At 71.2% G+C, this 23,290-nt stretch carries 21 protein-coding genes; 10 read left to right on the forward strand and 11 right to left on the reverse strand.

Annotation, left to right across the window (positions count from 1 at the left end; all coding sequences use genetic code 11):
- Nucleotides 1-224 precede the first annotated feature (224 nt).
- On the forward strand, nucleotides 225-560 hold the full coding sequence (wblA, locus tag ACGFR9_RS21495; RefSeq protein ID WP_311643194.1) for a transcriptional regulator WblA: 336 nt from the start codon (nucleotides 225-227) through the stop codon (nucleotides 558-560).
- A 71-nt stretch (nucleotides 561-631) separates the two neighbouring features.
- Here the strand turns inward: wblA and ACGFR9_RS21500 are convergent, their stop codons facing one another.
- Together ACGFR9_RS21500 and ACGFR9_RS21505 are read right to left on the reverse strand one after the other, a co-directional pair.
- Nucleotides 632-2,038, reverse strand: coding sequence for an ArsA family ATPase (locus tag ACGFR9_RS21500; RefSeq protein ID WP_393210944.1), 1,407 nt, complete (start codon nucleotides 2,036-2,038; stop codon nucleotides 632-634).
- Between the two features lie 112 nt (nucleotides 2,039-2,150).
- Nucleotides 2,151-3,128, reverse strand: a complete 978-nt coding sequence (locus ACGFR9_RS21505; RefSeq protein WP_393210947.1) for an ArsA family ATPase — start codon at nucleotides 3,126-3,128, stop codon at nucleotides 2,151-2,153.
- Between the two features lie 82 nt (nucleotides 3,129-3,210).
- Between ACGFR9_RS21505 and ACGFR9_RS21510 the strand changes: the two genes are divergently transcribed.
- The 4 genes from ACGFR9_RS21510 (at nucleotide 3,211) to ACGFR9_RS21525 (ending at nucleotide 6,276) form a co-directional block, all read left to right on the forward strand.
- A complete protein-coding gene (locus tag ACGFR9_RS21510) occupies nucleotides 3,211-3,369 on the forward strand; it encodes a DUF4177 domain-containing protein (RefSeq protein WP_073947089.1) in 159 nt (52 codons plus the stop codon).
- Nucleotides 3,366-3,833: a RidA family protein gene (locus tag ACGFR9_RS21515; RefSeq protein ID WP_030225095.1), complete on the forward strand. Its 468-nt coding sequence runs from the start codon at nucleotides 3,366-3,368 to the stop codon at nucleotides 3,831-3,833. Before ACGFR9_RS21510 ends, ACGFR9_RS21515 begins: the two co-directional genes overlap by 4 nt.
- A gap of 734 nt (nucleotides 3,834-4,567) precedes the next feature.
- Nucleotides 4,568-5,449 (forward strand): NUDIX hydrolase, encoded by an 882-nt coding sequence (locus ACGFR9_RS21520; RefSeq protein ID WP_393210951.1) that lies wholly within the window; start codon nucleotides 4,568-4,570, stop codon nucleotides 5,447-5,449.
- Entirely contained in the window at nucleotides 5,446-6,276 is an 831-nt protein-coding gene (locus tag ACGFR9_RS21525; protein WP_393210954.1) for an MBL fold metallo-hydrolase, read from the forward strand. The genes ACGFR9_RS21520 and ACGFR9_RS21525 overlap by 4 nt, the downstream gene beginning before the upstream one ends.
- Before the next feature lie 57 nt (nucleotides 6,277-6,333).
- On the opposite strand, the gene ACGFR9_RS21530 is transcribed toward ACGFR9_RS21525, so the two are convergent.
- Nucleotides 6,334-7,008, reverse strand: a complete 675-nt coding sequence (locus ACGFR9_RS21530) for a Crp/Fnr family transcriptional regulator (RefSeq protein WP_004928297.1) — start codon at nucleotides 7,006-7,008, stop codon at nucleotides 6,334-6,336.
- A 458-nt stretch (nucleotides 7,009-7,466) separates the two neighbouring features.
- Here ACGFR9_RS21530 and nth point away from each other — a divergent pair, with 458 nt between their 5' ends.
- The 3 genes from nth to ACGFR9_RS21545 all read left to right on the forward strand — a co-directional run bounded on the left by nth (nucleotide 7,467) and on the right by ACGFR9_RS21545 (nucleotide 10,503).
- The gene (gene nth, locus ACGFR9_RS21535; RefSeq protein ID WP_393211261.1) at nucleotides 7,467-8,468 is read left to right on the forward strand and encodes an endonuclease III; all 1,002 of its coding nucleotides are present in this window, start codon (nucleotides 7,467-7,469) and stop codon (nucleotides 8,466-8,468) included.
- 88 nt (nucleotides 8,469-8,556) lie between these two features.
- Nucleotides 8,557-9,258: an NUDIX hydrolase gene (locus tag ACGFR9_RS21540; protein WP_393210958.1), complete on the forward strand. Its 702-nt coding sequence runs from the start codon at nucleotides 8,557-8,559 to the stop codon at nucleotides 9,256-9,258.
- Between the two features lie 45 nt (nucleotides 9,259-9,303).
- Complete coding sequence (locus ACGFR9_RS21545) at nucleotides 9,304-10,503, forward strand: MarP family serine protease (protein WP_393210961.1); 1,200 nt, start codon at nucleotides 9,304-9,306, stop codon at nucleotides 10,501-10,503.
- 36 nt (nucleotides 10,504-10,539) lie between these two features.
- On the opposite strand, the gene ACGFR9_RS21550 is transcribed toward ACGFR9_RS21545, so the two are convergent.
- The 6 genes from ACGFR9_RS21550 to ACGFR9_RS21575 form a co-directional block, all read right to left on the reverse strand.
- Complete coding sequence (locus ACGFR9_RS21550; RefSeq protein WP_311643076.1) at nucleotides 10,540-10,722, reverse strand: hypothetical protein; 183 nt, start codon at nucleotides 10,720-10,722, stop codon at nucleotides 10,540-10,542.
- Between the two features lie 105 nt (nucleotides 10,723-10,827).
- Nucleotides 10,828-11,778, reverse strand: coding sequence for an alpha/beta fold hydrolase (locus ACGFR9_RS21555; RefSeq protein ID WP_030225082.1), 951 nt, complete (start codon nucleotides 11,776-11,778; stop codon nucleotides 10,828-10,830).
- The gene (locus ACGFR9_RS21560) at nucleotides 11,775-12,263 is read right to left on the reverse strand and encodes a phage holin family protein (protein WP_393210965.1); all 489 of its coding nucleotides are present in this window, start codon (nucleotides 12,261-12,263) and stop codon (nucleotides 11,775-11,777) included. Before ACGFR9_RS21560 ends, ACGFR9_RS21555 begins: the two co-directional genes overlap by 4 nt.
- Nucleotides 12,264-12,347: 84 nt before the next feature.
- Complete coding sequence (nhaA, locus tag ACGFR9_RS21565; RefSeq protein WP_393210968.1) at nucleotides 12,348-13,784, reverse strand: Na+/H+ antiporter NhaA; 1,437 nt, start codon at nucleotides 13,782-13,784, stop codon at nucleotides 12,348-12,350.
- 190 nt (nucleotides 13,785-13,974) lie between these two features.
- Nucleotides 13,975-15,930 (reverse strand): acetate--CoA ligase, encoded by a 1,956-nt coding sequence (acs, locus tag ACGFR9_RS21570; protein ID WP_393210971.1) that lies wholly within the window; start codon nucleotides 15,928-15,930, stop codon nucleotides 13,975-13,977.
- A 198-nt stretch (nucleotides 15,931-16,128) separates the two neighbouring features.
- A complete protein-coding gene (locus tag ACGFR9_RS21575; RefSeq protein ID WP_393210974.1) occupies nucleotides 16,129-18,561 on the reverse strand; it encodes a SulP family inorganic anion transporter in 2,433 nt (810 codons plus the stop codon).
- A gap of 248 nt (nucleotides 18,562-18,809) precedes the next feature.
- On the opposite strand from ACGFR9_RS21575, the gene ACGFR9_RS21580 reads away from it, so the two are divergent.
- Nucleotides 18,810-20,072, forward strand: coding sequence for a hypothetical protein (locus ACGFR9_RS21580; protein WP_393210977.1), 1,263 nt, complete (start codon nucleotides 18,810-18,812; stop codon nucleotides 20,070-20,072).
- Between the two features lie 3 nt (nucleotides 20,073-20,075).
- Here the strand turns inward: ACGFR9_RS21580 and ACGFR9_RS21585 are convergent, their stop codons facing one another.
- Entirely contained in the window at nucleotides 20,076-21,056 is a 981-nt protein-coding gene (locus ACGFR9_RS21585) for an ATP-binding protein (RefSeq protein WP_393210980.1), read from the reverse strand.
- A gap of 101 nt (nucleotides 21,057-21,157) precedes the next feature.
- On the opposite strand from ACGFR9_RS21585, the gene ACGFR9_RS21590 reads away from it, so the two are divergent.
- Entirely contained in the window at nucleotides 21,158-21,982 is an 825-nt protein-coding gene (locus ACGFR9_RS21590) for an oxidoreductase (RefSeq protein WP_393210983.1), read from the forward strand.
- A 389-nt stretch (nucleotides 21,983-22,371) separates the two neighbouring features.
- On the opposite strand, the gene ACGFR9_RS21595 is transcribed toward ACGFR9_RS21590, so the two are convergent.
- Nucleotides 22,372-23,205 (reverse strand): HAD family hydrolase, encoded by an 834-nt coding sequence (locus ACGFR9_RS21595; RefSeq protein ID WP_393210986.1) that lies wholly within the window; start codon nucleotides 23,203-23,205, stop codon nucleotides 22,372-22,374.
- Nucleotides 23,206-23,290 lie beyond the last annotated feature (85 nt).

Below are 23,290 nucleotides of genomic sequence, written 5' to 3' on the forward strand. Positions count from 1 at the left end.
GTGACGCAACTGAATTGACCAGGATTGCCGGTTTCGTCCCGCATGTCGCCCCCTCACTCCCCCGGGTGATCTGCCGCTTACCCATAGTCCGTTCGGGCCATTCAAGATTGGGCCCGCTGGGGGTGTTGCGCCGTGCCCACCTTCCGTAACGTCCTCAACTGGCGGCGGTGAATATGCCGCTGCCGCCGTGGGGGAGCCTCGATTCGGGAGAGGACGGCGCCGGTATGGGCTGGGTTACCGACTGGAGTGCGCAGGCTGCCTGCCGCACTACCGATCCGGATGAACTGTTCGTGCAGGGAGCAGCGCAGAACAGGGCCAAGGCGGTGTGCACCGGATGTCCGGTGCGCACCGAATGCCTGGCCGACGCGCTCGACAACCGCGTCGAGTTCGGCGTATGGGGAGGCATGACGGAGCGTGAGCGCCGCGCGTTGCTGCGCCGGCGGCCGACCGTGACCTCCTGGCGCAGGCTGCTGGAGACCGCGCGCTCGGAGTACGAGCGGGGGTCGGGTGTCGTGCCGCTCGACGACGAGGTGTACGAGAACCTCGCAGCGGTGGGCTGAGGGCCCTCGGAGGGTTCTCGGGCGGGGCCGGGGGTTCCTCGGCTCCGGGGCCGGACGTACGCCCGTCCGGTTCAGGGCGTTTCGGGCAGCTCCGGCCGGTCGGTCGCGAGCCGGTCGCCGATGTCCCGCAGCCCCGCGAGGTCGTGCACATCGCCGGGCAGCGCGGCCACCTCGGTCACCGCCACCTCGGGGTGGAGCGCGGTGAAGCGGTCGCGTGTGCGCTGCTCGCGTGAGAGCAGCCGCATCCGCTCGGCGTGCAGCCTCAGCAGGCCCGCGGTGAGCCGGTCGACGGACCGGTCCGCGTCCGTGCCGTCTGTGTCGTCGAGGCCGGTGTCGTCGACGTCCGTGCCGTCGGTGTCCGTGTCTGTGGCGTCGGTGTCCGTGGGGGCGGGGGAGCCTCCGTCGGGGACGTCCGATGACGCCGGGGGTCCTGAACTGCCGTACGTTTCGGGAGAGTTACGAAGTCCAGCTTTCCCGTCCTCCTGATCCACAATGCGGGAGTCCTCAAGATTTTCCGCGGCGGCCAGCGCCCGCTCGGCCGACAGCCAATCCGCGCCGCTGCCATGGACCCGGTTGAGCACGAGGCCGGCCAGTGGCATGTCCTCCGCCGCCAGCCGCTCCACGAAGTACGCGGCCTCGCGCAGCGCGTCCCGCTCCGGGGCCGCCACCACCAGGAACGCCGTCCCGGGCGCCTGCAGCAGCTTGTACGTGGCGTCCGCGCGCGTACGGAACCCGCCGAACATCGAGTCCATCGCCGCCACGAACGTCTGCACGTCCTTCAGCAGCTGCCCGCCCAGCACCTTGCCGAGGGCGCCGGTCATCATCGACATCCCGACGTTCAGGAACTTCATCCCCGCGCGGCCGCCCACCTTCGCCGGGGCCAGCAGGACACGGATCAGCTTGCCGTCGAGGAAGGACCCGAGCCGCTTGGGCGCGTCCAGGAAGTCCAGCGCGGAACGCGAGGGAGGGGTGTCGACCACGATGAGGTCCCACTCGTCCCTGGACCGCAGCTGGCCCAGCTTCTCCATCGCCATGTACTCCTGCGTGCCCGCGAAGCCCGCCGAGAGCGACTGGTAGAAGGGGTTGCCCAGGATCGCGGAGGCCCGCTCGGAGTCCGCGTGCGCCTCGACGATCTCGTCGAAGGTGCGCTTCATGTCGAGCATCATCGCGTGCAGTTCACCGCCCGCGGAGTCGTCGATGCCCTTCACCCGGCGCGGGGTGTTGTCCAGCGAGTCGATGCCCATGGACTGGGCGAGCCGGCGGGCCGGGTCGATGGTGAGGACCACCACCTTGCGTCCCCGCTCGGCCGCGCGCAGACCCAGCGCCGCCGCGGTGGTCGTCTTGCCGACCCCGCCCGAGCCGCAGCACACCACGATCCGGGTGGCGGGGTCCTCGATCAGCGGGTCGACGTCGAGCGTACGGGTGGGGGAGAGGCGGTGACGGGCCGGGTCCTGGGACCGCGCCGGCTGTGGACTCATGACATCCCCTGCTTCCGGTGCTTGCGGCTCGTGACGGGGCCGGTACGGCGATGGCCGCGGCCCGGGTGGCGGTGGTGCCGGACGACACCGCGGGCCGTGCGGGCGTGGCCGGTCATGACACGCCCTGGCCGCGCAGGTTCCTCGCCAGTTGGTACAGGCCGGCCAGGTCCATGCCCTCCGCGAACAGCGGCAGTTCGTGCAACGGCACGCCGAGGTCCGTCAGTACGGCGCGCTGCTCGGTCTCCAGCGCGTACCGCTCGGCGTACTCCCGCGCCTGCGCGAGCAACGGGTCCACCAGCCGCTCGGCGTGTCCTCCGCGCCGCGCGCCACCGAGGCCGGCGGACGACAGTGCCCGCGCGATGGAGGAACGAGGGACCGACTCCGTGAGTTCCAGGCCGTCCCCGTCCAGTATTTCGGGCCGGACCATGTTCACGACGACGCGCCCCACCGGCAGCCGCGCGGTGCGCAGTTCCGCGATGCCGTCGGCGGTCTCCTGGACCGGCATCTCCTCCAGCAGCGTCACCAGGTGCACGGCCGTCTCCGGCGATTTCAGCACCCGCATGACGGCCTGCGCCTGATTGTGTATCGGGCCGATCCTGGCGAGCCCGGCGACCTCGTCGTTGACGTTGAGGAAGCGGGTGATGCGGCCGGTCGGCGGGGCGTCCATCACGACGTAGTCGTAGACGAACCGCCCGTCGCGGTCCTTGCGCCGTACCGCCTCGCACGCCTTGCCGGTGAGCAGGACGTCCCGCACACCGGGTGCGACGGTGGTGGCGAAGTCGATCGCGCCGAGCTTTCGGAGGGCACGGCCCGCGCCGCCCAGTTTGTAGAACATCTGAAGGTAGTCCAGAAGGGCCAGCTCGGCGTCGATGGCGAGGGCATACACCTCGCCGCCGTCCGGAGCGACCGCGATCTTGCGTTCCTCGTAGGGCAGTGCCTCCGTCTCGAAGAGCTGTGCGATGCCCTGCCGGCCCTCGACCTCGACGAGAAGCGTCCGCTTCCCCTCCGTGGCCAGGGCCAGCGCGAGGGCGGCGGCCACCGTGGTCTTGCCGGTTCCGCCCTTGCCACTGACGACCTGGAGCCTGCTCACGCCTTCGAGCCTAAATGCTCCCCGCGCGCCCCGGCGGCTCCGGGTGGCGGTTCCCGCGCGGACGGCGGCTAGAGTCGGCCGCATGACCAAGTGGGAATACGCGACTGTGCCGCTGCTCGTCCACGCGACCAAGCAGATTCTGGACACCTGGGGCGAGGACGGCTGGGAGCTCGTCCAGGTCGTGCCCGGGCCGAACCCCGAGCAGCTGGTGGCCTATCTGAAGCGTGAGAAGCAGGGATGAGCGCCGTCGAGGCGAAACTGGCCGAGCTGGGCCTGAGCCTGCCGGAGGTCGTCCCGCCGCTGGCCGCGTACCAGCCGGCCGTGCGGTCGGGGCGGTACGTCTTCACCGCGGGCCAGCTGCCCATGGTGGACGGCAAGCTTCCGCTGACCGGCAAGGTCGGCGCGGAGGTCACCGCCGAGGAGGCGAAGGAGCTGGCGCGCACCTGCGCGCTGAACGCCCTCGCCGCGGTCAAGTCCGTCGCCGGGGACCTGGACCGCGTGGCACGCGTGGTGAAGGTCGTCGGCTTCGTGGCGTCCGCCGCGGACTTCACCGGCCAGCCGGGCGTCCTCAACGGCGCGAGCGAACTCCTCGGCGAGGTCCTCGGCGACAAGGGAGTCCACGCCCGCAGCGCGGTGGGCGTCGCGGTCCTCCCGCTGGACGCGCCGGTGGAGGTCGAGATCCAGGTGGAACTCACGGAGGCGTAGGCCTCGACGGGCGGGGGTCCGTCCTGCGGCAGCGGTTGTCCTGCCGACATACGCCCGCCCGGCTGCGGGCCCCGTCCTGTCGGTGGGCCCGGCCGTGCCGACGGCCCGGGGCTGCCTCAGCGGCCTGGCCGGCTGTCACGGCGCGGTGTGCCGCCGGTTCGCCACGGTGGGCGGTCCAGCCTCCGCGCGTGCGACGGGCAGGTGCGCCTCGTGCGCGGTTCCGCCTCCGCGCGTGAGACAGGCGCGGACCGCGCTGCGGAGGCCGGACCCGCCTCAGGTGGTGCGGGACGGCGACGTGTCCCCGCCTTCGAGACCGGCCGGGTCGTGGCCGCGCGGTGTGCGGTTTCCGCCGCCGGTCCACAGGTCCCCGGCGACGGCCCGGAAACGGGTGCCGGCGAGCGCGGTCGGCCGGATCGGAGAGGGTGCGCGGTCCCCCTGCCGGGACGCCGTGCCGGCGTACGCCGCGTGCGGTGGTGTCGGTGTCTCCGGGCCTGGGCGGCCGCCGCCCCGCGCGGGAGGCGCCGTCGGGGGCGGCAGTTCCTCGCGCGCGGCGCGCGCTCAACGGCCGTGAGCCGGCCCGGCGGTCCTGGCGCCCCCATGGGTACGCGAGCCCCGTGCGGGAGGGCGTTCCGTGCCGGGTGCCGAGCGCGCGGTCCGGGGCCGTGTACGGAGTGGCGGTCCGTCGTCGAGGCGGGACACTCGAACATCCGCGCGTCACGGGATAGCCTCCGGCCATGGTGAATGCGCAGGCCGGCGGGCAGTGGTACCCGCCCGAGTGGCCGGAGCGGATCCGTGCGCTGGCGGACGGCGGCCTCACGCCGGCCGTGCCGAGGCGCGCGGCCACCGTCATGCTGCTCAAGGACACCGGCGACGGACCCGCCGTACACATGCTGCGCCGGCGTACGTCCATGGCGTTCGCCGGCGGTGCGTACGCCTACCCCGGTGGCGGAGTCGACCCTCGCGACGACGACCTGCACGTCCGCTGGGCGGGCCCCACGCGCGCGTGGTGGGCCGACAGGCTCGGCGTCGACGGGACGGACGCCCAGGCGATCGTCTGCGCGGCCGTACGGGAGACGTACGAGGAAGCGGGCGTCCTGCTCGCCGGGCCCACCCCCGATTCGGTGGTCGGCGACACCACGGGCGAGGACTGGGAGGCGGACCGTGCGGCGCTCGTCGCGCGGGAGACGTCGTTCGCGGAGTTCCTCGACCGCAGGGGGCTGGTCCTGCGCTCGGACCTGCTCGGCGCGTGGACGCGCTGGATCACCCCGGAGTTCGAGCCGCGCCGCTACGACACGTGGTTCTTCGTCGCCGCGCTCCCCGAGGGACAGCGCACCCGCAACGCCTCCACGGAGGCCGACCGCACGGTGTGGATCACCCCGCGCGGGGCGGCCGCCGCGTACGACCGGGGCGAGCTGCTGATGATGCCCCCGACCATCGCCACCCTGCGCCAGCTCACGGCGTACGGGGCGGCCGCGGAGGCGCTCGACGCGGCTCCCGCGCGGGACCTCACGCCGGTACTGGCCACCGCGCGCCTGGTGGAGGGCGAGATCGTGCTCTCCTGGCCGGGGCACGACGAGTTCACCAAGCACATCCCGACCGGGGGAGCCCCCGCATGACGGACGCACGCACCCTTCCCGGCCAACCGCGGGGCGGAGTCCTCTCCGGTCCCGCCACCGCGCGTGCCGTCAACGTGCTGGCCCCCAACCCGTCGGCGATGACCCTGGACGGCACCAACACGTGGATCCTGTCGGAACCGGACTCCGACCTGGCGGTCGTGGTCGACCCGGGCCCGCTGGACGACGGGCATCTGCGGCACGTCGTAGCGACCGCGGAGCAGGCCGGAAAGCGCGTCGCCCTCACCCTGCTGACGCACGGTCACCCCGACCACGCCGAGGGCGCCGCCCGCTTCGCCGAGCTGACCGGCACGAAGGTACGGGCACTGGACCCGGCGCTGCGGCTCGGCGACGAGGGGCTGGCCGCCGGGGACGCCGTCACCGTCGGCGGCCTGGAGCTGAGGGTCGTACCGGCGCCCGGCCACACGGCCGACTCCCTGTGCTTCCATCTCCCGGCCGACCGGGCGGTCCTGACGGGCGACACCGTCCTGGGCCGCGGTACGACCGTCGTGGCCCACCCCGACGGCCGTCTCGGCGACTACCTGGACACGCTGCGCCGGCTCAGGTCGCTCACGGTCGACGACGGCGTCCACACGGTCCTGCCCGGCCACGGTCCCGTCCTGGAGGACGCGCAGGGCGCCGTCGAGTTCTACCTCGCCCACCGCGCCCACCGCCTCGCCCAGGTCGAGACGGCCGTCGAGAACGGCCACCGCACCCCGTCCGAGGTCGTCGCCCACGTCTACGCCGACGTCGACCGCTCCCTGTGGCCGGCCGCGGAACTCTCGGTCCGCGCCCAGCTGGAGTACCTGCACGAGCACGGGCTCATCTAGAGCCCGGACGCGGGCACGGCGGAGCCCCGCCTTCCGGGAAGACGGGGCTCCGAGGGGTCAGCGGGAGCGCTTGGCCAGGCGTTCGACGTCCAGGAGGATCACCGCGCGGGCCTCCAGGCGGAGCCAGCCGCGCTGGGCGAAGTCCGCCAGGGCCTTGTTGACCGTCTCGCGGGACGCGCCGACCAGCTGGGCCAGCTCCTCCTGCGTGAGGTCGTGCACGACGTGGATGCCCTCCTCGGACTGCACGCCGAAGCGGCGCGAGAGGTCGAGCAGGGCGCGCGCGACACGGCCCGGGACGTCCGAGAAGACCAGGTCCGACATGGCGTCGTTGGTCTTGCGCAGCCGGCGCGCGACGGCCCGCAGCAGCGCCGTGGCCACCTCGGGGCGGGCGCTCAGCCAGGGCGTCAGGTCGCCGTGGCCGAGGGCCAGCAGCTTGACCTCCGTGAGCGCCGTGGCGGTCGCGGTGCGCGGGCCGGGGTCGAACAGTGACAGCTCACCGATCAACTCGCCCGGGCCGACCACGGCCAGCATGTTCTCGCGGCCGTCGGGGGACGTGCGGTGCAGCTTGACCTTGCCCTCGGTGACCACGTACAGGCGGTCGCCGGGGTCGCCCTCGTGGAACAGGGAGTCGCCCCGTGCGAGGGTCACCTCACTCATGGAGGCGCGAAGCTCGGCGGCCTGCTCGTCGTCGAGCGCCGCGAAGAGCGGATTCCGCCGCAGAACGTCGTCCACGAGTTCTCTCCTTGTCGACCTGCTCAGGGGATCTTGTACCCCCACGTACCAGGGGACCGTGGTTCCCATTTTGCCGGACGGTCCAAACAGTGTGATCTGTCACAAGGATGCCGTACGGGCCGGTCGGGGTGAGCGGCAGGGGTCCAATTGGACGCCGGTCCTCCGGGTCCGGGGCGGATGTCGGTGCCGGGCCGTAGGCTGGCCGGGTGTCCAAATCGCCGGTGAGAGCACAGGCCGAGGGGGCTGCGCGGGTGGCAGTACGTCGCGATTCCGCTGTGGGCGAACAGGGCTCCGATGGTGGTAGGGAACCGGCGAAAACGGCAAAGAGGTCGCCGTTGAAGAAGGAACGACCGACGGCCCGCGCGAGCGGGACGGCCGAGGAGGCGAGCACACCGGTGGAGAAGCCGGGGAAGACACCCGCCGGGAAGAACGCGGCGCGGGCGGGGAAGAGTCCCGCGGTGGCCAAGAAGGCGACCGCGGTGGCCAAGAAGGCGACCGCGGCGGCGAAGAAGGCGGCACCCGCGGCGGTGAAGAAGACCGCCGCAGCGGCGAAGAAGACGGCCGGCGCCGGGAAGTCCGCCGCCGTCAAGAAGGCCCCGCCGCCCAAGAAGCAGCTCGTCGCCCCCAAGAAGGCCACCGCGGCCGTGCGGGCCGCCCCGGTGAAGACCGTCGTCAAGCCGGTCGAGGGCGAGTCGCGGACCGCGCTGGTCCGCCGCGCGCGCCGGATCAACCGTGAACTCGCCGAGGTGTTCCCGTACGCGCACCCGGAGCTGGACTTCGAGAACCCCTTCCAACTCGTCGTCGCCACCGTGCTGTCCGCCCAGACCACCGACCTGCGCGTCAACCAGACGACCCCCGCCCTTTTCGCGAGGTACCCCACCCCCGAGGACCTGGCCGCCGCCAACCCCGAGGAGGTGGAGGAGATCCTGCGCCCCACCGGTTTCTTCCGCGCCAAGACCAAGTCGGTCATAGGGCTGTCGAAGGCACTGACGGAGGACTTCGGCGGTGAGGTGCCGGGCCGGCTCGAGGACCTCGTCAAACTCCCCGGCGTCGGCCGCAAGACCGCGTTCGTCGTGCTCGGCAACGCGTTCGGGCGACCCGGCATCACCGTGGACACCCACTTCCAGCGCCTCGTGCGCCGCTGGCGCTGGACCGCGGAGACCGACCCCGACAAGATCGAGGCGGCCGTCGGCGCGCTCTTCCCCAAGAGCGACTGGACCGACCTCTCCCACCACGTGATCTGGCACGGCCGTCGCATCTGCCACGCCCGCAAGCCCGCCTGCGGCGCCTGCCCCATCGCCCCGCTCTGCCCGGCGTACGGCGAGGGCGAGACGGACCCGGAGAAGGCGAGGAAGCTGCTCAAGTACGAGAAGGGCGGCCTCCCCGGCCAGCGTCTGAAGCCCCCGCAGGCCTATCTGGACGCCGGCGGCAGGCCCGCCCCGCCCCTGGGCGCCGGATGACGCGGTGGTACCCGCGGCGGCCCGCGGAACGATCTCGGGGCCGCCGGGCGTTGAACCCGTGGGACGCGGCCGGACGACGGGGGTGGCGATGACGCGGACAAGCGGTGCCCAGGGCGGTCCGGTGACGGTCAGCAGGGCCGGGCTGCCCGGCTGGCTGGACCCGGTGGCCGGCGCGGTGGAGACGATACGGCCGCGACAGCTCAGCCGCTTCCTGCCCCCGGAGAACGGCTCGGGACGTCAGTCCGCCGTCCTCATCCTCTTCGGCGAAGGTGACGGCGGACGCGGCCCGGAGCTGCTGCTCATGGAGCGCGCGAGCTCCCTGCGATCGCACGCGGGGCAGCCGTCCTTCCCCGGCGGCGCCCTCGACCCCGAGGACGGCGACCCGCACGGTGACGGCCCGCTGCGGGCCGCCCTGCGCGAGGCCGAGGAGGAGACCGGACTCGACCCGACGGGCGTTCAGCTCTTCGGCGTACTGCCGAAGCTGTACATCCCCGTCAGCGGCTTCGTCGTCACGCCCGTCCTGGGCTGGTGGCGGGTCCCCAGCCCGGTCGGCGTCGTCGACCCGAACGAGACCGCGCGGGTGTTCACCGTCCCCGTGGCGGATCTCACCCACCCGGACAACCGGGCGACCACGGTTCACCCCAGCGGCTTCCAGGGCCCGGCGTTCCTGGTCGAATCGGCCCTCGTATGGGGCTTCACCGCCGGTGTCATCGACCGGTTGCTGCACTTCGCCGGGTGGGAGCGCCCCTGGGACCGCGACAAGCGGGTCCCGCTGGACTGGGGGTCATGACAGGGTGGGCGCCGTGCTGGGTAGGACGAGGCGAGGCTTGAAGCGGTGAACGTGCTGGACATCCTGTTGCTCGTCGCCGCCGTGTGGTTCGCCGTCGTCGGCTACCGCCAGGGCTTCGTCGTCGGCATCCTGTCGGTGATCGGCTTCCTCGGCGGCGGTCTCGTCGCCGTGTACACGCTGCCCGTCATCTGGGACGCCCTGACGGACAACTCGGAGGTCGGTACGACGGCCGCCGTCGTCGCGGTCGTCGTCGTCATAGTCTGCGCCTCCGTCGGGCAGGCCCTGACGACCCATCTGGGCAACAAACTGCGCCGCTACATCACCTGGTCCCCCGCCCGCGCGCTCGACGCCACCGGCGGCGCGCTGGTCAACGTCGTCGCGATGCTCCTGGTCGCCTGGCTGATCGGCTCCGCCCTCGCCGGTACGACGCTGCCGACGCTCGGCAAGGAGGTCCGCGGCTCCAAGGTGCTGCTCGGGGTGTCCCGGGCGCTGCCCGACCAGGCCGACACCTGGTTCGCCGACTTCTCCTCCGTCCTCGCACAGAACGGCTTCCCGCAGGTCTTCAGCCCGTTCTCCAGCGAGCCGATCACCGACGTCCGGCCCCCCGACCCGGCTCTGGCGGGCAGCCCCGTCGCTTTGCGCGCACAGCGCTCCATCGTCAAGGTGATGGGCACCGCCCCGAGTTGCGGCAAGGTCCTGGAGGGCACCGGCTTCGTCTTCGGCGAACGTCGCGTCATGACCAACGCGCATGTCGTGGGCGGCGTCGACGAGCCGACCGTGCAGATAGGCGGCGAGGGCAGGAAGTACGACGCCACGGTCGTCCTCTACGACTGGAAGCGCGACATCGCCGTCCTCGACGTACCCGATCTGGAGGCGCCCGCGCTGCGGTTCACGACCGAGGACGCGAGCAGCGGCGACAGCGCCATCGTCGCCGGCTTCCCGGAGAACGGGGCGTACGACGTCCGCCCGGCGCGCCTGCGCGGACGCATCACGGCCAACGGCCCCGACATCTACCACCGGGGCACCGTCCGCCGTGATGTGTACTCCCTGTACGCGACGGTCCGGCAGGGGAACTCCGGCGGCCCGCTGCTCACGCCCGACGGCGAGGTCTACGGCGTGGTCTTCGCGAAGTCGCTCGACGACGCCGAGACGGGGTACGCCCTCACCGCGGACGAGATCCAGGACGACATCACCAAGGGCCGTACCGCGAACCAGCAGGTGGACAGCGACAACTGCGCTCTCTAGAGCGCGGGGTGTGCCGGCCTGCGGTCGTACGAACCGTCAGCCGCGCGGATGGCGCAGACGGACGGAGACCCAGCGGGCCCTGCGACGGAGGATGCGCGGAATTCCCACCCTGAGATCCGTACCCGCCATCCGTGGTGCACCGCCTCGCTGGTGGGAACCCACACCGCCCGCCGAGCGGCGGTCGCGGCTTGCGTCACTGTAATCGTGCGTCCAGCCCATACCCGGACGTCTGCCCCCGCCCCAAGGTCCATAACCACCTCACGTGCCCCCAATTGGCTTATGCGCCCGGCAATTGGCCGATCGTCAGACAAGTGCTCGGCCGGCCTATCGATCGGGTTCCGGATCCTTCAGCCAATTGATCAGTTCGGTGGAGAAAGCGACCGGATCCTCTTCGTGCGGGAAGTGCCCCAGCCCGTCGAACAGCCGCCAGCGGTACGGCGCTTCGACGTACTCCCCGGACCCCGCGGCACTGCGCGTGCGTACGACCGGGTCCAGCGAGCCGTGCAGATGCAGCGTCGGCACCCGCACCGGCCGCTTCATCCTGCGGTTGAACTGGATGCCGTCCGGGCGGGCCAGGGAGCGCACCATCCAGCGGTACGGCTCGATCGAGCAGTGCGCCGTGGACGGGATGCACATGGCCCGCCGGTAGTTCTCCAGCGCCTTGTCGTCCGGCAGGCGCGGCCCGGACCAGTCCCGGATCAGCTCGGCCACCAGCGCCCCGTCGTCCGCGGTGAGCCGGCGCTCCGGGATCCAGGGCCGCTGGAACCCCCAGATGTGGGACAGGGCGGCCGACTGCCGGGCGTCGGAGACCAGCGCCGAGCGCCAGCGCCGCGGGTGCGGCATGGACGCGACCGCGAGCCGCCGTACCAGCTTGGGGCGCATCGCCGCCGCCGTCCACGCCAGATATCCGCCCAGGTCATGGCCGACCAGCGCGGCGTCCGGTTCGCCCAGGGAGCGGATCACGCCGGTGATGTCCAGCGCGAGGTTGGCCGGGTCGTAACCGCGCGGCGTGCGGTCGCTGCCGCCGACGCCCCGCAGGTCCATGGCGACGGCCCGGAAACCGGCGTCCGCGAGCGCCGTCAGCTGGTGACGCCAGGTCCACCAGAACTGCGGGAAGCCGTGCAGCAGCAGCACCAGGGGACCGTCGCCCAGCTCCGCGATGTGGAAGCGGGCGCCGTTGGCCGCGACGTCGCGGTGGATCAGCCCGGCGCCGCCGGGGATGTCGAGTCGTACGACCGAAGCGGGTTGCGCCGCAGGAGTGGCGGGATCCGTCATGAGGACGAGCGTGCCACAGCCTCGACGGCCTGGGGGACCCGGTCACCGGGCAGTTCGGGGCGTGGGTGCGGCTTGGCCTTCTGCAGTACGCCCGCCGTCTCCTTCACCGAGGCGGCCACCTTCTGCGGGCCGCGGCCCTTCTTCGCCTTCTTCGCGAAGACGATGCCGATGAGCGCGAGGACCGCCGCGATCAGCACGTTCGCGGCGAAGGACAGCAGGAAGCAGAGCGCGAGGTTCCAGTCGCTCCAGGTGCGGATGCCGTAGGCGAGGGCGAAGTTCAGCATCGGCAGGGAGAACAGCAGCAGCACTCCGGCCGCCGTGAACGCGCCACCGCTGGTCGCACCCCGCTTGACGTCCTGCTTGAGCTGCGCCTTCGCCAGCGCGATCTCGTCGTGCACCAGCGTCGACATGTCAGCCGTCGCCGAGGCGAACAACTGGCCGATGCTGCGTTCGGCGCCGACCGGGCTGCCGTCGGGTGCGCTCATCGCGGTCTCCCTCTCCTGCGTACGTTCCCCGTACGTTCCTCATGCCTGCACATACGGTTCCGTCTTTTGTACCGTCTCGTCAGATCATGCCGGACCGTGGTGCTCCTCGCCTGCCCCGCCCGTCACTTCGGCAAGCGCGTCACGCTCAGCGGCCTTCTCCCGGGCGAGTCGCCGGTGCTCCGCGGCCTTCCGCTCGTGGATCTCCGCCATACGCAGGTGGTACGCCGGGTCGTCCTGCTCGTAGACGTCCGGGACGCCGCTGAGGTCCTCGTCGCGCTCCTCCTCCTCGGTCAGCCTGCGGTACTTGGCGTTCCGTATCCGCAGCAGCACCGTCGCGACGACGGTGGCGATCAGCGAACCGCTGAGGACGGCGGCCTTCACGCTGTCCGTCATCGCCGCGTCACCCTCGAAGGCGAGTTCCCCGATGAGCAGCGAGACGGTGAAGCCGATGCCGGCGAGCGTCGCCACCGCGAACACGTCCGGCCACGCGAGGTCGTCGCTGAGCGACGCCCTGGTGAAGCGTGCCGTCAGCCAGGTACCGCCGAAGATGCCGAGCGTCTTGCCGACGACGAGTCCGAGGACGACGCCCAGCGTCTCCGGCTGCGCGAACACGTCCGCGAGCGCCCCGCCCGAGATCGCCACACCCGCGCTGAACAGTGCGAACAGCGGGACGGCGAGGCCCGCCGAGAGCGGCCGGACGAGGTGCTCGACACGCTCGCCCGGGGAGCGCTCCTCGCCCTCGTGGCGGTGGCAGCGCAGCATCAGGCCCATCGCGACACCGGCGATGGTGGCGTGGATGCCGCTGTTGTACATCAGCGCCCATACGACCAGCGCGAGCGGCACGTACACGTACCAGCCGCGTACGCCCTTGCGCAGCAGCAGCCAGAAGAGGGCCAGGCCCGCGAACGCGCCGCCGAGCGCCGCGAAGTTCAGGCCGTCGGTGAAGAAGACCGCGATGATCAGGATGGCGAACAGGTCGTCGACGACGGCGAGGGTGAGCAGGAAGGCGCGCAGCGCGCTCGGCAGGGAGGTGCCGATGACGGCCAGTACCGCGAGCGCGAAGGCGATGTCGGTGGCGGTGGGTACGGCCCACCCGGCCAGGGAACCGCCGCCCGCCCCGCTGGTCAGCGTGTAGACCAGCGCCGGTACGGCCATGCCGCACAGGGCGGCGACGACGGGCAGCATGGCCGCCTTGGGGTCGCGCAGATCACCGGCGACGAGTTCGCGCTTGAGCTCGACGCCCGCGACGAAGAAGAAGACGGCGAGCAGTCCGTCGGCGGCCCAGTGCGCCACGGAGAGATTGAGGCCGAGGGCGTCGACACCGAAGTGGAAGTGGCTGACGGTCTCGTAGCTGCCGTGCGGACCGGAGACGTTCGCCCAGATCAGCGCGGCGACGGCGGCGAGGAGCAGCAGAACGCCGCCGACCGTCTCGGTGCGCAGCGCGTCGGCGACGAACGTCCGCTCGGGCAGCGAGAGACGTCCGAGGGCCTTGCGGGGGGTGGGGGTGCGGGGCGCGGTCACTGCGGGTGAGTCCTCTGGTCGGCGGGCAGCACGAATCGTGTGCCGACCAGACTTCCCGGCGCCCCATGAGACAGCTTTTCATTCAGCTTATCCAAGGTGCTCCCGAGGCGCACCGGGGTGCGCCTCGGGAGCGGTCCGGGGCGCACCCGCGCGTGGCCGCGTGGGTGCGCCCCGGTCGGTCTCCGACCGCTCAGTCCTCGCCGGGCGCCTGGGGCAGCTTGGCCTGGATGAGGTCCATGACCGTGGAGTCCGTCAGCGTGGTGACGTCACCGAGCTGGCGGTTCTCGGCGACGTCCCGCAGCAGACGGCGCATGATCTTGCCCGAGCGGGTCTTCGGCAGCTCGGCCACCGGCAGGATCCGCTTGGGCTTGGCGATCGGGCCGAGCGTGGCGCCCACGTGATTGCGGAGTTCGCCGACGAGGTTCTCGCTCTCCGCCGCCGTGCCGCGCAGGATGACGAAGGCGACGATGGCCTGGCCGGTCGTCTCGTCCGCCGCGCCGACGACGGCCGCCTCGGCGACCGACGGGTGCGAGACCAGCGCGGACTCGACCTCCGTGGTGGAGATGTTGTGCCCGGACACCAGCATCACGTCGTCGACCCGGCCGAGCAGCCAGATGTCGCCGTCGTCGTCCCTCTTGGCGCCGTCACCGGCGAAGTACTTGCCCTCGAACCGCGACCAGTACGTGTCGATGAACCGCTGGTCGTCGCCCCAGATGGTGCGCAGCATCGACGGCCACGGCTCGGTGAGCACCAGGTAGCCGCCGCCGCCGTCCGGAACCTCGGCCGCCTCGTCGTCGACGACGGTCGCCGCGATGCCGGGCAGCGGGGTCTGGGCGGAGCCCGGCTTGGCGTCGGTCACGCCCGGCAGCGGGGAGATCATGATGCCGCCGGTCTCGGTCTGCCACCAGGTGTCCACCACGGGGGTACGGTCCCCGCCGATGTTCTTCCGGTACCAGATCCAGGCCTCCGGGTTGATCGGCTCACCGACCGAGCCGAGCACCCGCAGCGAGGACAGGTCGAACTTCGCGGGGATGTCGTCGCCCCACTTCATGAACGTACGGATCGCGGTGGGCGCCGTGTAGAGGATCGTGACGCCGTACTTCTGCACGATCTCCCAGAAACGGCCCTGGTGCGGGGTGTCCGGCGTGCCTTCGTACATGACCTGGGTGGCGCCGTTGGCGAGCGGGCCGTAGACGATGTACGAGTGCCCGGTGACCCAGCCGACGTCGGCCGTGCACCAGTACACGTCGGTCTCCGGCTTGAGGTCGAAGACCGACCAGTGCGTGTACGCCGTCTGGGTCAGATAGCCGCCGGAGGTGTGCAGGATGCCCTTGGGCTTACCCGTGGTCCCCGAGGTGTAGAGGATGAACAGCGGGTGCTCGGCCCCGAACGCCTCCGGGGTGTGCTCGGCGCTCTGGCCCGCGACCAGGTCGTGCCACCACACGTCGCGGCCCTCGGTCCAGGCGACGTCCTGGCCGGTGCGGCGGACGACGAGGACGTGCTCCACGGTGCCCGCCTTGGCGATCGCCTCGTCCACGGCCGGCTTGAGTGCGGACGGCTTGCCGCGCCGGTACCCGCCGTCGGCCGTGATGACGACCCGCGCGTCGGCGTCCTGGATCCGGGTGGCGAGCGCGTCCGCCGAGAAGCCGCCGAAGACGACGGAGTGCGCGGCGCCGATGCGGGCGCAGGCCAGCATCGCGACCGCGGTCTCCGGGATCATCGGCATGTAGACGGCGACCCGGTCACCCTTCTGGACACCCAGCTCCAGCAGGGCGTTGGCCGCCTGGGAGACCTCGTCCTTGAGCTGGGCGTAGGTGATGGCGCGGCTGTCGCCCGGCTCGCCCTCGAAGTGGATCGCGACCCGGTCGCCGTGCCCGGCCTCCACATGCCGGTCCACACAGTTGTAGGCGACGTTGAGCTCGCCGTCCTTGAACCACTTGGCGAACGGCGGGTTCGACCAGTCCAGGGTCTCCGTGGGCTCGGTGGCCCAGGTCAGCCGGCGGGCCTGCTCGGCCCAGAAGCCGAGCCTGTCAGCCTTGGCCTGTTCATACGCCTCCGCCGTGACATTGGCGTTCGCGGCCAGGTCGGCGGGGGGCGAGAAGCGACGCTCCTCCTTCAGAAGGTTGGCCAGGCTTTCATTGCTCACGGCATCTGCCTTTCCCAGGGTGTCCGTTGTGTCCCAGGCCACAGCTCATCAGACCCGGGGGTGCGCTGACAAGGGCCGACGGCAAATTGGTTTAGACCTATCGAGGGGTGCGGGTGCGGCCTGCGACACCCTTTCCCACGGGGCCCGGAGCAACCCGGTTCAAGGTGTGTAACGCCTCTCACACTCGGACGGGCCACCTCACCTCGTCGGGTCCGCCGACCGGACTCGGTCGAACACCCATTCCTCGCCCCGCTCGGTGAGGAGATACGCCTGGGCCTCACCCACGTGGAAGTACATGCCGTGGAGTTCCAGAGCACCGTCCTTCAGGGCACGGGCCACCACTTCATGGGCGCGCAGATGCTCCAGCTGTTGCACCACGTTCGTCAGACAGAGCCGCTCGGCCGCGTCGGCGGGTGCCCGCCCGGCCAGCCGCGACGGAGGGCCGCCGTCATCGTCCATGCGCTCCAGGCTCGGCCGGCCGTGCCGCAGCCACCGTCTCAGCGGCGTACGGGCGCCGTCCGGATCGGTGTCGAGCAGCGCCTGCATGGCACCGCACCCCGAGTGCCCGCATACGGTGATGGACCGGATCGCCAGCACGTCCACGGCGTACTCGATCGCGGCCGCCACCGAGTCGTCGCCGCTCTCCACGCCGGGGGGCGGTACGAGATTGCCGACGTTGCGGACCACGAACAGGTCGCCCGGGCCACTGGCCGTGATCATCGAGGTCACCACGCGCGAGTCGGCGCAGGTCAGGAACAGCTGGGCGGGCTGCTGTCCTTCGCGGGCCAGCCGGGCCAGCTCACCGCGGACCAGGGGAGCGGTGTTGCGCTGGAACGTGCTGATACCGCGCACCAGTTCGTGGCCGCCGGTGCCGACCGGCTTCGGCTCGCCGTCCTTGTCTCTCGCCGCTCCTCTCTCGGCGGCGGTCTCGCCGGGCCGCGGGTCGTCGGCCGGCAGGGGGCGCGGGCGTTCGCACTGGTGGTTGCGCCAGGCCGTCCAGGGCCGGCAGCGGCAGTCGGCGTCGGATGCGCCGGCCTCGTCGCTCCCGTCGGGCGCGTGCCCGGAGAGGAGGGCGGCGGGCTCGGCGATCCGGACTCCCGCGTGGCGACCGGTGATCTTCACGGTGCCGCCCCGCGCGGTGTGCGTGCCCTGCCAGTCCTGCAGCGTCTCGTAGGCGGCGTGGTCCATGAAGGAGCCGTCCAACGCCAGGACGACGCCGGCCCCTTGAGGGACGAGGTGCAGGGCCCGGCTGAGCCGTGGCACCGCGAGGAACGTCAACTGCCCCCGGACGTGTACGTGATGGACCCCTTCCTCCTCGTGGTGCGTGATGCGGGTGCGGGTGAGCCGGTGCAGGGCCACACCGACGGCCACGGCGATGCCCAGCGCCACGCCCTCCAGGACGCCGAGGGAGACGACGCCGAGGGTGGTCACGGCGTAGACCAGGACTTCGCGGTGGCGGGTCACCGTGCGGATGTGGTGCAGGGACACCATCTGGATGCCGACGGCCATCACCAGGGCGGCGAGCGAGGCGAGCGGGATGAACTCGAGGAGCGGGACCATCAGCAGCGCGGCGATCACTACGAGAACGCCGTGCAGCATCGTGGAGTTCCGGCTCACGGCACCCGCTTTGACGTTCGCGGAACTGCGGACCGCGACTCCGGCGACCGGCAGTCCGCCGAGTGAGCCGGAGACGATGTTGGCCGCGCCCTGTCCGAGCAGTTCCCGGTCCAGGTCGGAGCGTGAGACGGGGGCGGTGCCCGGGCGGCCGGACACCAGCTTGTCCACGGCTACGGCGCCGAGCAGCGACTGCACACTGCACACCAGTGTCGTGGTGAGCACGGCGGCCGCGAGGCCGAGCAAGGGGCCGTCGGGCAGCCCGGCCAGGGCGTGATTGCGCCACGACGGCAGATCCACCTTGGGCAGGACGAGGCCGGCCGCGGCGGCGGTCGCGGTGGCTCCGGTGACGGCGACGAGCGCCGCCGGAACCGTACGGAACACGCGCCCGGCGCGGCCGGGCAGCCGCGGCCAGAGCAGCAGCAGGACCAGGGTCAGCAGGCTCACCGCCAGGGCCTCGGGCTGCAGGTTCGCCAACTGGGCGGGAAGCGCGAGGAGGTTGTCGGGGACGGAGCTCTGCGGGGTGCCGCCCAGGACGATGTGCAGCTGGGCGACCGCGATGGTGATGCCGATGCCGGCGAGCATGCCGTGCACGATCGCGGGGCTGACGGCGAGCGCGCCGCGTGCCACGCGCAGGCAGCCGAGGCCGAGTTGGGCGAGTCCGGCGAGGACGGTGATGGCGCAGGTCGTCCGCCAGCCGTAGCGCAGGATCAGGTCGGCCGTGACGACGGTGAGTCCGGCGGCCGGGCCGCTCACCTGGAGCGGGGAGCCGCCGATCCGTCCGGCGACGACGCCGCCCACGGCGGCGGCGACCAGCCCGGCCTGGAGCGGCGCGCCGGTGGCGAGGGCGATACCGAGGGACAGCGGAAGGGCGATCAGGAAGACCGCGACGGCGGCCGACAGATCGGCCCCCGCGACGCGTAGGCGCGGAGGCCCGGCCGGCGGCGGGCTGTGGGGTGGGTGGGCGCGCTCGGTCCGATCCGAGTCGGCGGCCTTCGCGGGAACGCAGGCTGACACGGTTTCCCCTCTCTCGAGTATCAACAATCAGTAAACGGATCGTAATTGAGAGTAAAGAGCCGGCATAGGCTTTCCGAGCAAATGGTCGAATCAATCACTCCAGCGGGTGAAGTAGCCATTTCATCGGCTTGTCGTATTAATTCATTTCTTCCTTCGTGCGACTTTGACGGCGCTGTCGCCGTGCACCGGAACAGCACCAGACAAAGCCCTCATCGAGCTCGGCCCGAGACAAGGAAGAAGGTGGGCGGATGGCCGCCACCCACAGGATCGCCACGGGCACCGTGATCGCCGCGGTCTGCGTCACATCGCTCGCCGGCTGCGGCACCGGAACCGACGGGCAGGCGCCGGACAGGGAGAAGGCCAAGCCGGCCCCCGCACCGAAGAACGTCGTCCGGCTGATCGGAGACGGCTCCACCGCCTACACCGGGGCGCAGCCGCACCTTTTCCGGCCCGGACGGCTGAAGCCCGGCGAGAAGCCCCCGCAGTTCGTGGTCTTCTCCTGGGACGGCGCGGGCGAGGACAGCCAGCGACTCTTCTCCCATTTCCGCAAGGTCGCCAAGGAGAACAACGCGACCATGACGTACTTCCTCAGCGGGGTGTACATGCTGCCGGAGGAGAAGCGTGATCTGTACCGCCCGCCACAGCACTCACCGGGCCGCTCCGACATCGGCTTCAACGACGCGGAGGGCATCGCCGACACCGTGAAGCAGCTGCGCCTCGCCTGGCTCGAGGGCAATGAGATCGGCACCCATTTCAACGGGCACTTCTGCGGCAGCGACGGCGGGGTCGGCGAATGGTCGGTGGATGACTGGAAGGACGAGATCGCCCAGGCCAAAAGCTTCGTGAAGACCTGGAAGACCAACACGGGCATGAGGAACTCGGCCCCGCTGCCCTTCGACTACGACAAGGAGCTGATCGGCGCCCGCACCCCCTGCCTCGAGGGGCAGAAGAACTTCATGAAGGCCGCCCGCGACCTCGGTTTCCGCTATGACACCAGCGGCGTCAACAACCAGGTGTGGCCGAAGAAGAAGGAAGGGCTGTGGGACCTTTCGATGCAGCTCGTACCCTTCCCCGGGCACTCGTTCGAGCAGCTGACCATGGACTACAACTTCATGGTCAACCAGTCCGGCACCACCACCCAGGGCGACCCCGCCAAGCGCGAGATGTGGGGCGACCAGATGCGGGACAGCCTCATCCAGGGTTTCGAGCGGGCCTACGACGGCAACAGGGCACCCCTGATCATCGGCAACCACTTCGAGTCCTGGAACGGCGGCACCTACATGCGGGCCGTCGAGGAGGTCGTCGAGGAGGTGTGCACCAAGTCCGACGTGCGCTGTGTCTCCTTCCGTGGCCTCGCGGACTGGCTGGACGCCCAGGACCCCGAGACACTGGCGAAACTGCGCACGCTGAACGTCGGCGAGGCACCGAAGAAGGGCTGGAAGTCCTTCCTGGCCGGCGGACCCGCTCCGGCCCCCAAGGGGGTGCCCGGCGCTCCCGCGGAGAAGCGGTGAGCGTCAGGCGGACACCGTGACGTCCTCGCCGAGCACGAAGCCGGGGTCGATCTGGGCCGACAGATCGGCCCCGGTGCGCTCGTCGCCCCACGACCGGGCGTTCTTCAGATGGAAGTGCGCCATCTGGCGGGTGTACCGCTCACGGTCGCGCGACGCGTACGTCGCGTCGGCCGCCGAACGCAGCAGGCGCAGTGCGTGCCGGTTGGGCTCCTCGAGGAGGCCGAACCGGGGCGGCCGGCCCTTCTCCATGGCCCGGACCCAGTCCGAGTGACCCACCGTCACCAGCAGGTCCTCCCCGACCTCCGTACGCAGGAAGTCGAGGTCGTCGGGCCCCTGCACCTTGTTGCCGACGACTTTCAGGGTGACGCCGAAGTCGCGGGCGTACTCCTTGTACTGGCGATAGACGGAGACCCCCTTCCGGGTCGGCTCGGCCACGAGGAACGTGATGTCGAAGCGGGTGAACATGCCGGAGGCGAACGAGTCCGATCCGGCCGTCATGTCGACCACGACGTACTCACCGGGGCCGTCCACCAGGTGGTTCAGACACAGCTCCACCGCTCCGGTCTTGGAGTGGTAGCAGGCGACCCCCAGGTCGGCGTCGGTGAAGGGGCCGGTGACCATCAGACGGACGGTCCCGCCGTCGAGTTCCACCGGCCGGGCGCAGGCGTCGTAGACCGGATTGTCCTCGCGCACCCGCAGCAGCCGGGAGCCCTCTCCGGGCGGCGTGGTCTTGATCATGGTCTCGGCGGACGCGATGCGCGCATTGGTGCCGCGCAGATAGTCCTTGATCAGCGGCAGGTGCTCGCCCATCGCGGGCAGCGCTGCCGCTTCCGCGTCGTCCAGGCCCAGCGCGGCCCCGAGATGCTGATTGATGTCGGCGTCGACCGCGACGACCGGGGCGCCGGTCGCCGCCAGGTGACGGATGAACAGGGAGGACAGGGTCGTCTTGCCGCTGCCGCCCTTCCCCACGAAAGCAATTTTCATGTTCACCAAGCGTAATGGAACCGTAGCTGTATGTGGCAGTCGGGCGTGAAGAAGACCACTCCATAGTGGGGCGGGCGGCGGGGGTGCGTAGGGTCGTACTCATGAGTACGACAGGCGCGTCCGCCGACCCCCTCGCGGCCCTGGGCTCCCTGCCCGCCGTGGCCGGCTCCGTGGAGTCCGTGCGCAAGGCCGTGGACCGCGTCTACGGACACCGGGTCATGCGGCGGCGCAGCAACGAGATCACCTCCGAGGCGGCGCTGCGCGGCGCCCGTGGCTCGGCGGCCCTGTCGGGGGCCGACTGGGCCCTGGAGGAGGTGCGCCGGCGCAGTGACTTCAGCGGCGACGACGAGGCACGCGCGGTGGGTGCGGCGCTGCGGCTGACCGCCGAGGCGGGCCAGTTGCTCTCCATCTGGCGGCAGTCGCCGCTGCGGGTGCTGGCGAGGCTGCACCTGGTCGCGGCGGCCGGCAAGGCCGAGCAGGTCGGGCGTCCCCGGCAGGAGGGCGAGCCGGTCGACGAGCCCCTGATCGGGCTCGGTCTGCCAAGTGCGGCGGAAGCGCACGGCCGACTGGAAGGGCTGTCCGGGCTGATCATCGCGGGCGGTTCCGCCCCGGCCCTGGTGACGGCCGCCGTCGTGCACGGCGAACTGCTCGTGCTCCGTCCCTTCACCTCGCACAACGGCCTGGTGGCGCGGACGGCCGAACGTATCGTCCTGATCGGCAGCGGCCTCGACCCCAAGTCGGTCTGCCCCGCCGAGGTCGGACACGCCGAACTGGGCCGGGAGGCGTACGCGGAGGCGCTGGAGGGCTATGTCTCCGGCACCCCCGAGGGCGTGGCCGCCTGGATCACCCACTGCGGGCGCGCGATCGAACTCGGCGCGCGTGAGTCGACGGCGGTGTGCGAGGCGCTTCAGCGCGGAGCGGCATAGAGAAGCGCGGCAAGGGCCGCGCAGAAATGCGGCGGTACGAATGCTCGTACCGCCGCTGGCATGTCCACCGCGTTACCAAGCGTCCTCGAGATATACCCATCAGGCCGGGAACTTCGCCCGTGGCCTGGTGCGGCTGGCCCGTAATCGACGGGTCGACGTCGCGTGGGTGCCCGGTGTGCATGCTCGGTCCGTGGGGCCAAATGCGTTGCGAAGGTGATCCTCTCGGATGTCCCTTGGTCTCGCGGGCCGTCAAGTCCTTTGTACTCCGGGTTTTGGGGAAGCGGAAGTCCCGGCCCCCGTTCTTTACTTTTGCCTTCAAACACGCCCCAAACGGGCGTCGATGCGGCGTGCGCGCCCCGCGATCGCCGGTGCGCCCGCGCGGGAGGCGGTCAGGCGGCCGTCGCGCGGCGCCGGCTCGCGTACCAGACGAGTCCCGCGGTGGCCGCCGCGGCGCCCAGGGCGGCCGCCGCGACCAGGGCGGGACGCGGCGGTACGGAGAACGCGGGGAAGCGCTGCTTGAGCCGCACCGGCCGGTGGAAGTCGAGGATCGGCCACTCCCGCGCGACGGCCTCCCGGCGCAGCGCGCGATCGGGGTTCACGGCATGCGGGTGACCCACGGACTCCAGCATCGGGACGTCGGTCACCGAGTCGCTGTAGGCGTAGCAGCGGGCCAGGTCGTAGCCCTCCGACTCGGCGAGCTCCCGGACCGCCTCGGCCTTGGTCGGGCCGTACGCGTAGTACTCCACCTCGCCGGTGAAGCACCCGTCGTCGCCCACGACCATACGGGTGGCCACGACCCGGTCCGCGCCGAGCAGTTCGCCGATCGGCTCGACCACCTCGGCGCCCGAGGTGGACACGATCACGACATCGCGTCCCGCGGTGTGGTGCTGCTCGATGAGGGTGGCGGCCTCGTCGTAGATGATCGGGTCGATCAGGTCGTGCAGGGTCTCCGCGACGATCTCCTTGACCTGCTGGACGTTCCAGCCGCGGCACAGTGCGGACAGGTACTTGCGCATCCGCTCCATCTGGTCGTGATCGGCGCCGCCGGCCAGGAACACGAACTGGGAGTACGCCGTCCGCAGGACCGCCCTGCGGTTGATCAGGCCGCCTTGATAGAACGACTTGGAGAACGTGAGCGTGCTCGACTTCGCAATGACCGTCTTGTCCAGGTCAAAGAAGGCGGCTGTGCGGGGCATCGAGTGGTTTTCCACGTCCCTGAGCATAGGCGCAGCCCATTCGGCGTAAGGTGGGGCGTGTGGGTTTGCCTGAGAGGGCTCTCGGGTACACCATGGAAGTCACGGATCGTTC

This window comes from Streptomyces sp. NPDC048584 (assembly GCF_043199595.1).
In the GTDB taxonomy this organism is placed as follows: Bacteria; Actinomycetota; Actinomycetes; order Streptomycetales; family Streptomycetaceae; genus Streptomyces; species Streptomyces edwardsiae.

Excerpts from the sequence above, each read along its gene's own strand:
- ACGFR9_RS21590 (WP_393210983.1), top strand. The coding sequence starts at position 21,158 with ATGAGTACGACAGGCGCGTCCGCCGACCCCCTCGCGGCCCTGGGCTCC.
- ACGFR9_RS21555 (WP_030225082.1), bottom strand. The coding sequence starts at position 11,778 with ATGACGGATCCCGCCACTCCTGCGGCGCAACCCGCTTCGGTCGTACGA.
- ACGFR9_RS21500 (WP_393210944.1), bottom strand. The coding sequence starts at position 2,038 with ATGAGTCCACAGCCGGCGCGGTCCCAGGACCCGGCCCGTCACCGCCTC.
- ACGFR9_RS21550 (WP_311643076.1), bottom strand. The coding sequence starts at position 10,722 with ATGGGCTGGACGCACGATTACAGTGACGCAAGCCGCGACCGCCGCTCG.
- ACGFR9_RS21515 (WP_030225095.1), top strand. The coding sequence starts at position 3,366 with ATGAGCGCCGTCGAGGCGAAACTGGCCGAGCTGGGCCTGAGCCTGCCG.
- ACGFR9_RS21540 (WP_393210958.1), top strand. The coding sequence starts at position 8,557 with ATGACGCGGACAAGCGGTGCCCAGGGCGGTCCGGTGACGGTCAGCAGG.
- ACGFR9_RS21510 (WP_073947089.1), top strand. The coding sequence starts at position 3,211 with ATGACCAAGTGGGAATACGCGACTGTGCCGCTGCTCGTCCACGCGACC.
- ACGFR9_RS21585 (WP_393210980.1), bottom strand. The coding sequence starts at position 21,056 with ATGAAAATTGCTTTCGTGGGGAAGGGCGGCAGCGGCAAGACGACCCTG.
- ACGFR9_RS21595 (WP_393210986.1), bottom strand. The coding sequence starts at position 23,205 with ATGCTCAGGGACGTGGAAAACCACTCGATGCCCCGCACAGCCGCCTTC.
- ACGFR9_RS21580 (WP_393210977.1), top strand. The coding sequence starts at position 18,810 with ATGGCCGCCACCCACAGGATCGCCACGGGCACCGTGATCGCCGCGGTC.
- ACGFR9_RS21560 (WP_393210965.1), bottom strand. The coding sequence starts at position 12,263 with ATGAGCGCACCCGACGGCAGCCCGGTCGGCGCCGAACGCAGCATCGGC.
- ACGFR9_RS21525 (WP_393210954.1), top strand. The coding sequence starts at position 5,446 with ATGACGGACGCACGCACCCTTCCCGGCCAACCGCGGGGCGGAGTCCTC.
- ACGFR9_RS21520 (WP_393210951.1), top strand. The coding sequence starts at position 4,568 with ATGGTGAATGCGCAGGCCGGCGGGCAGTGGTACCCGCCCGAGTGGCCG.
- wblA (WP_311643194.1), top strand. The coding sequence starts at position 225 with ATGGGCTGGGTTACCGACTGGAGTGCGCAGGCTGCCTGCCGCACTACC.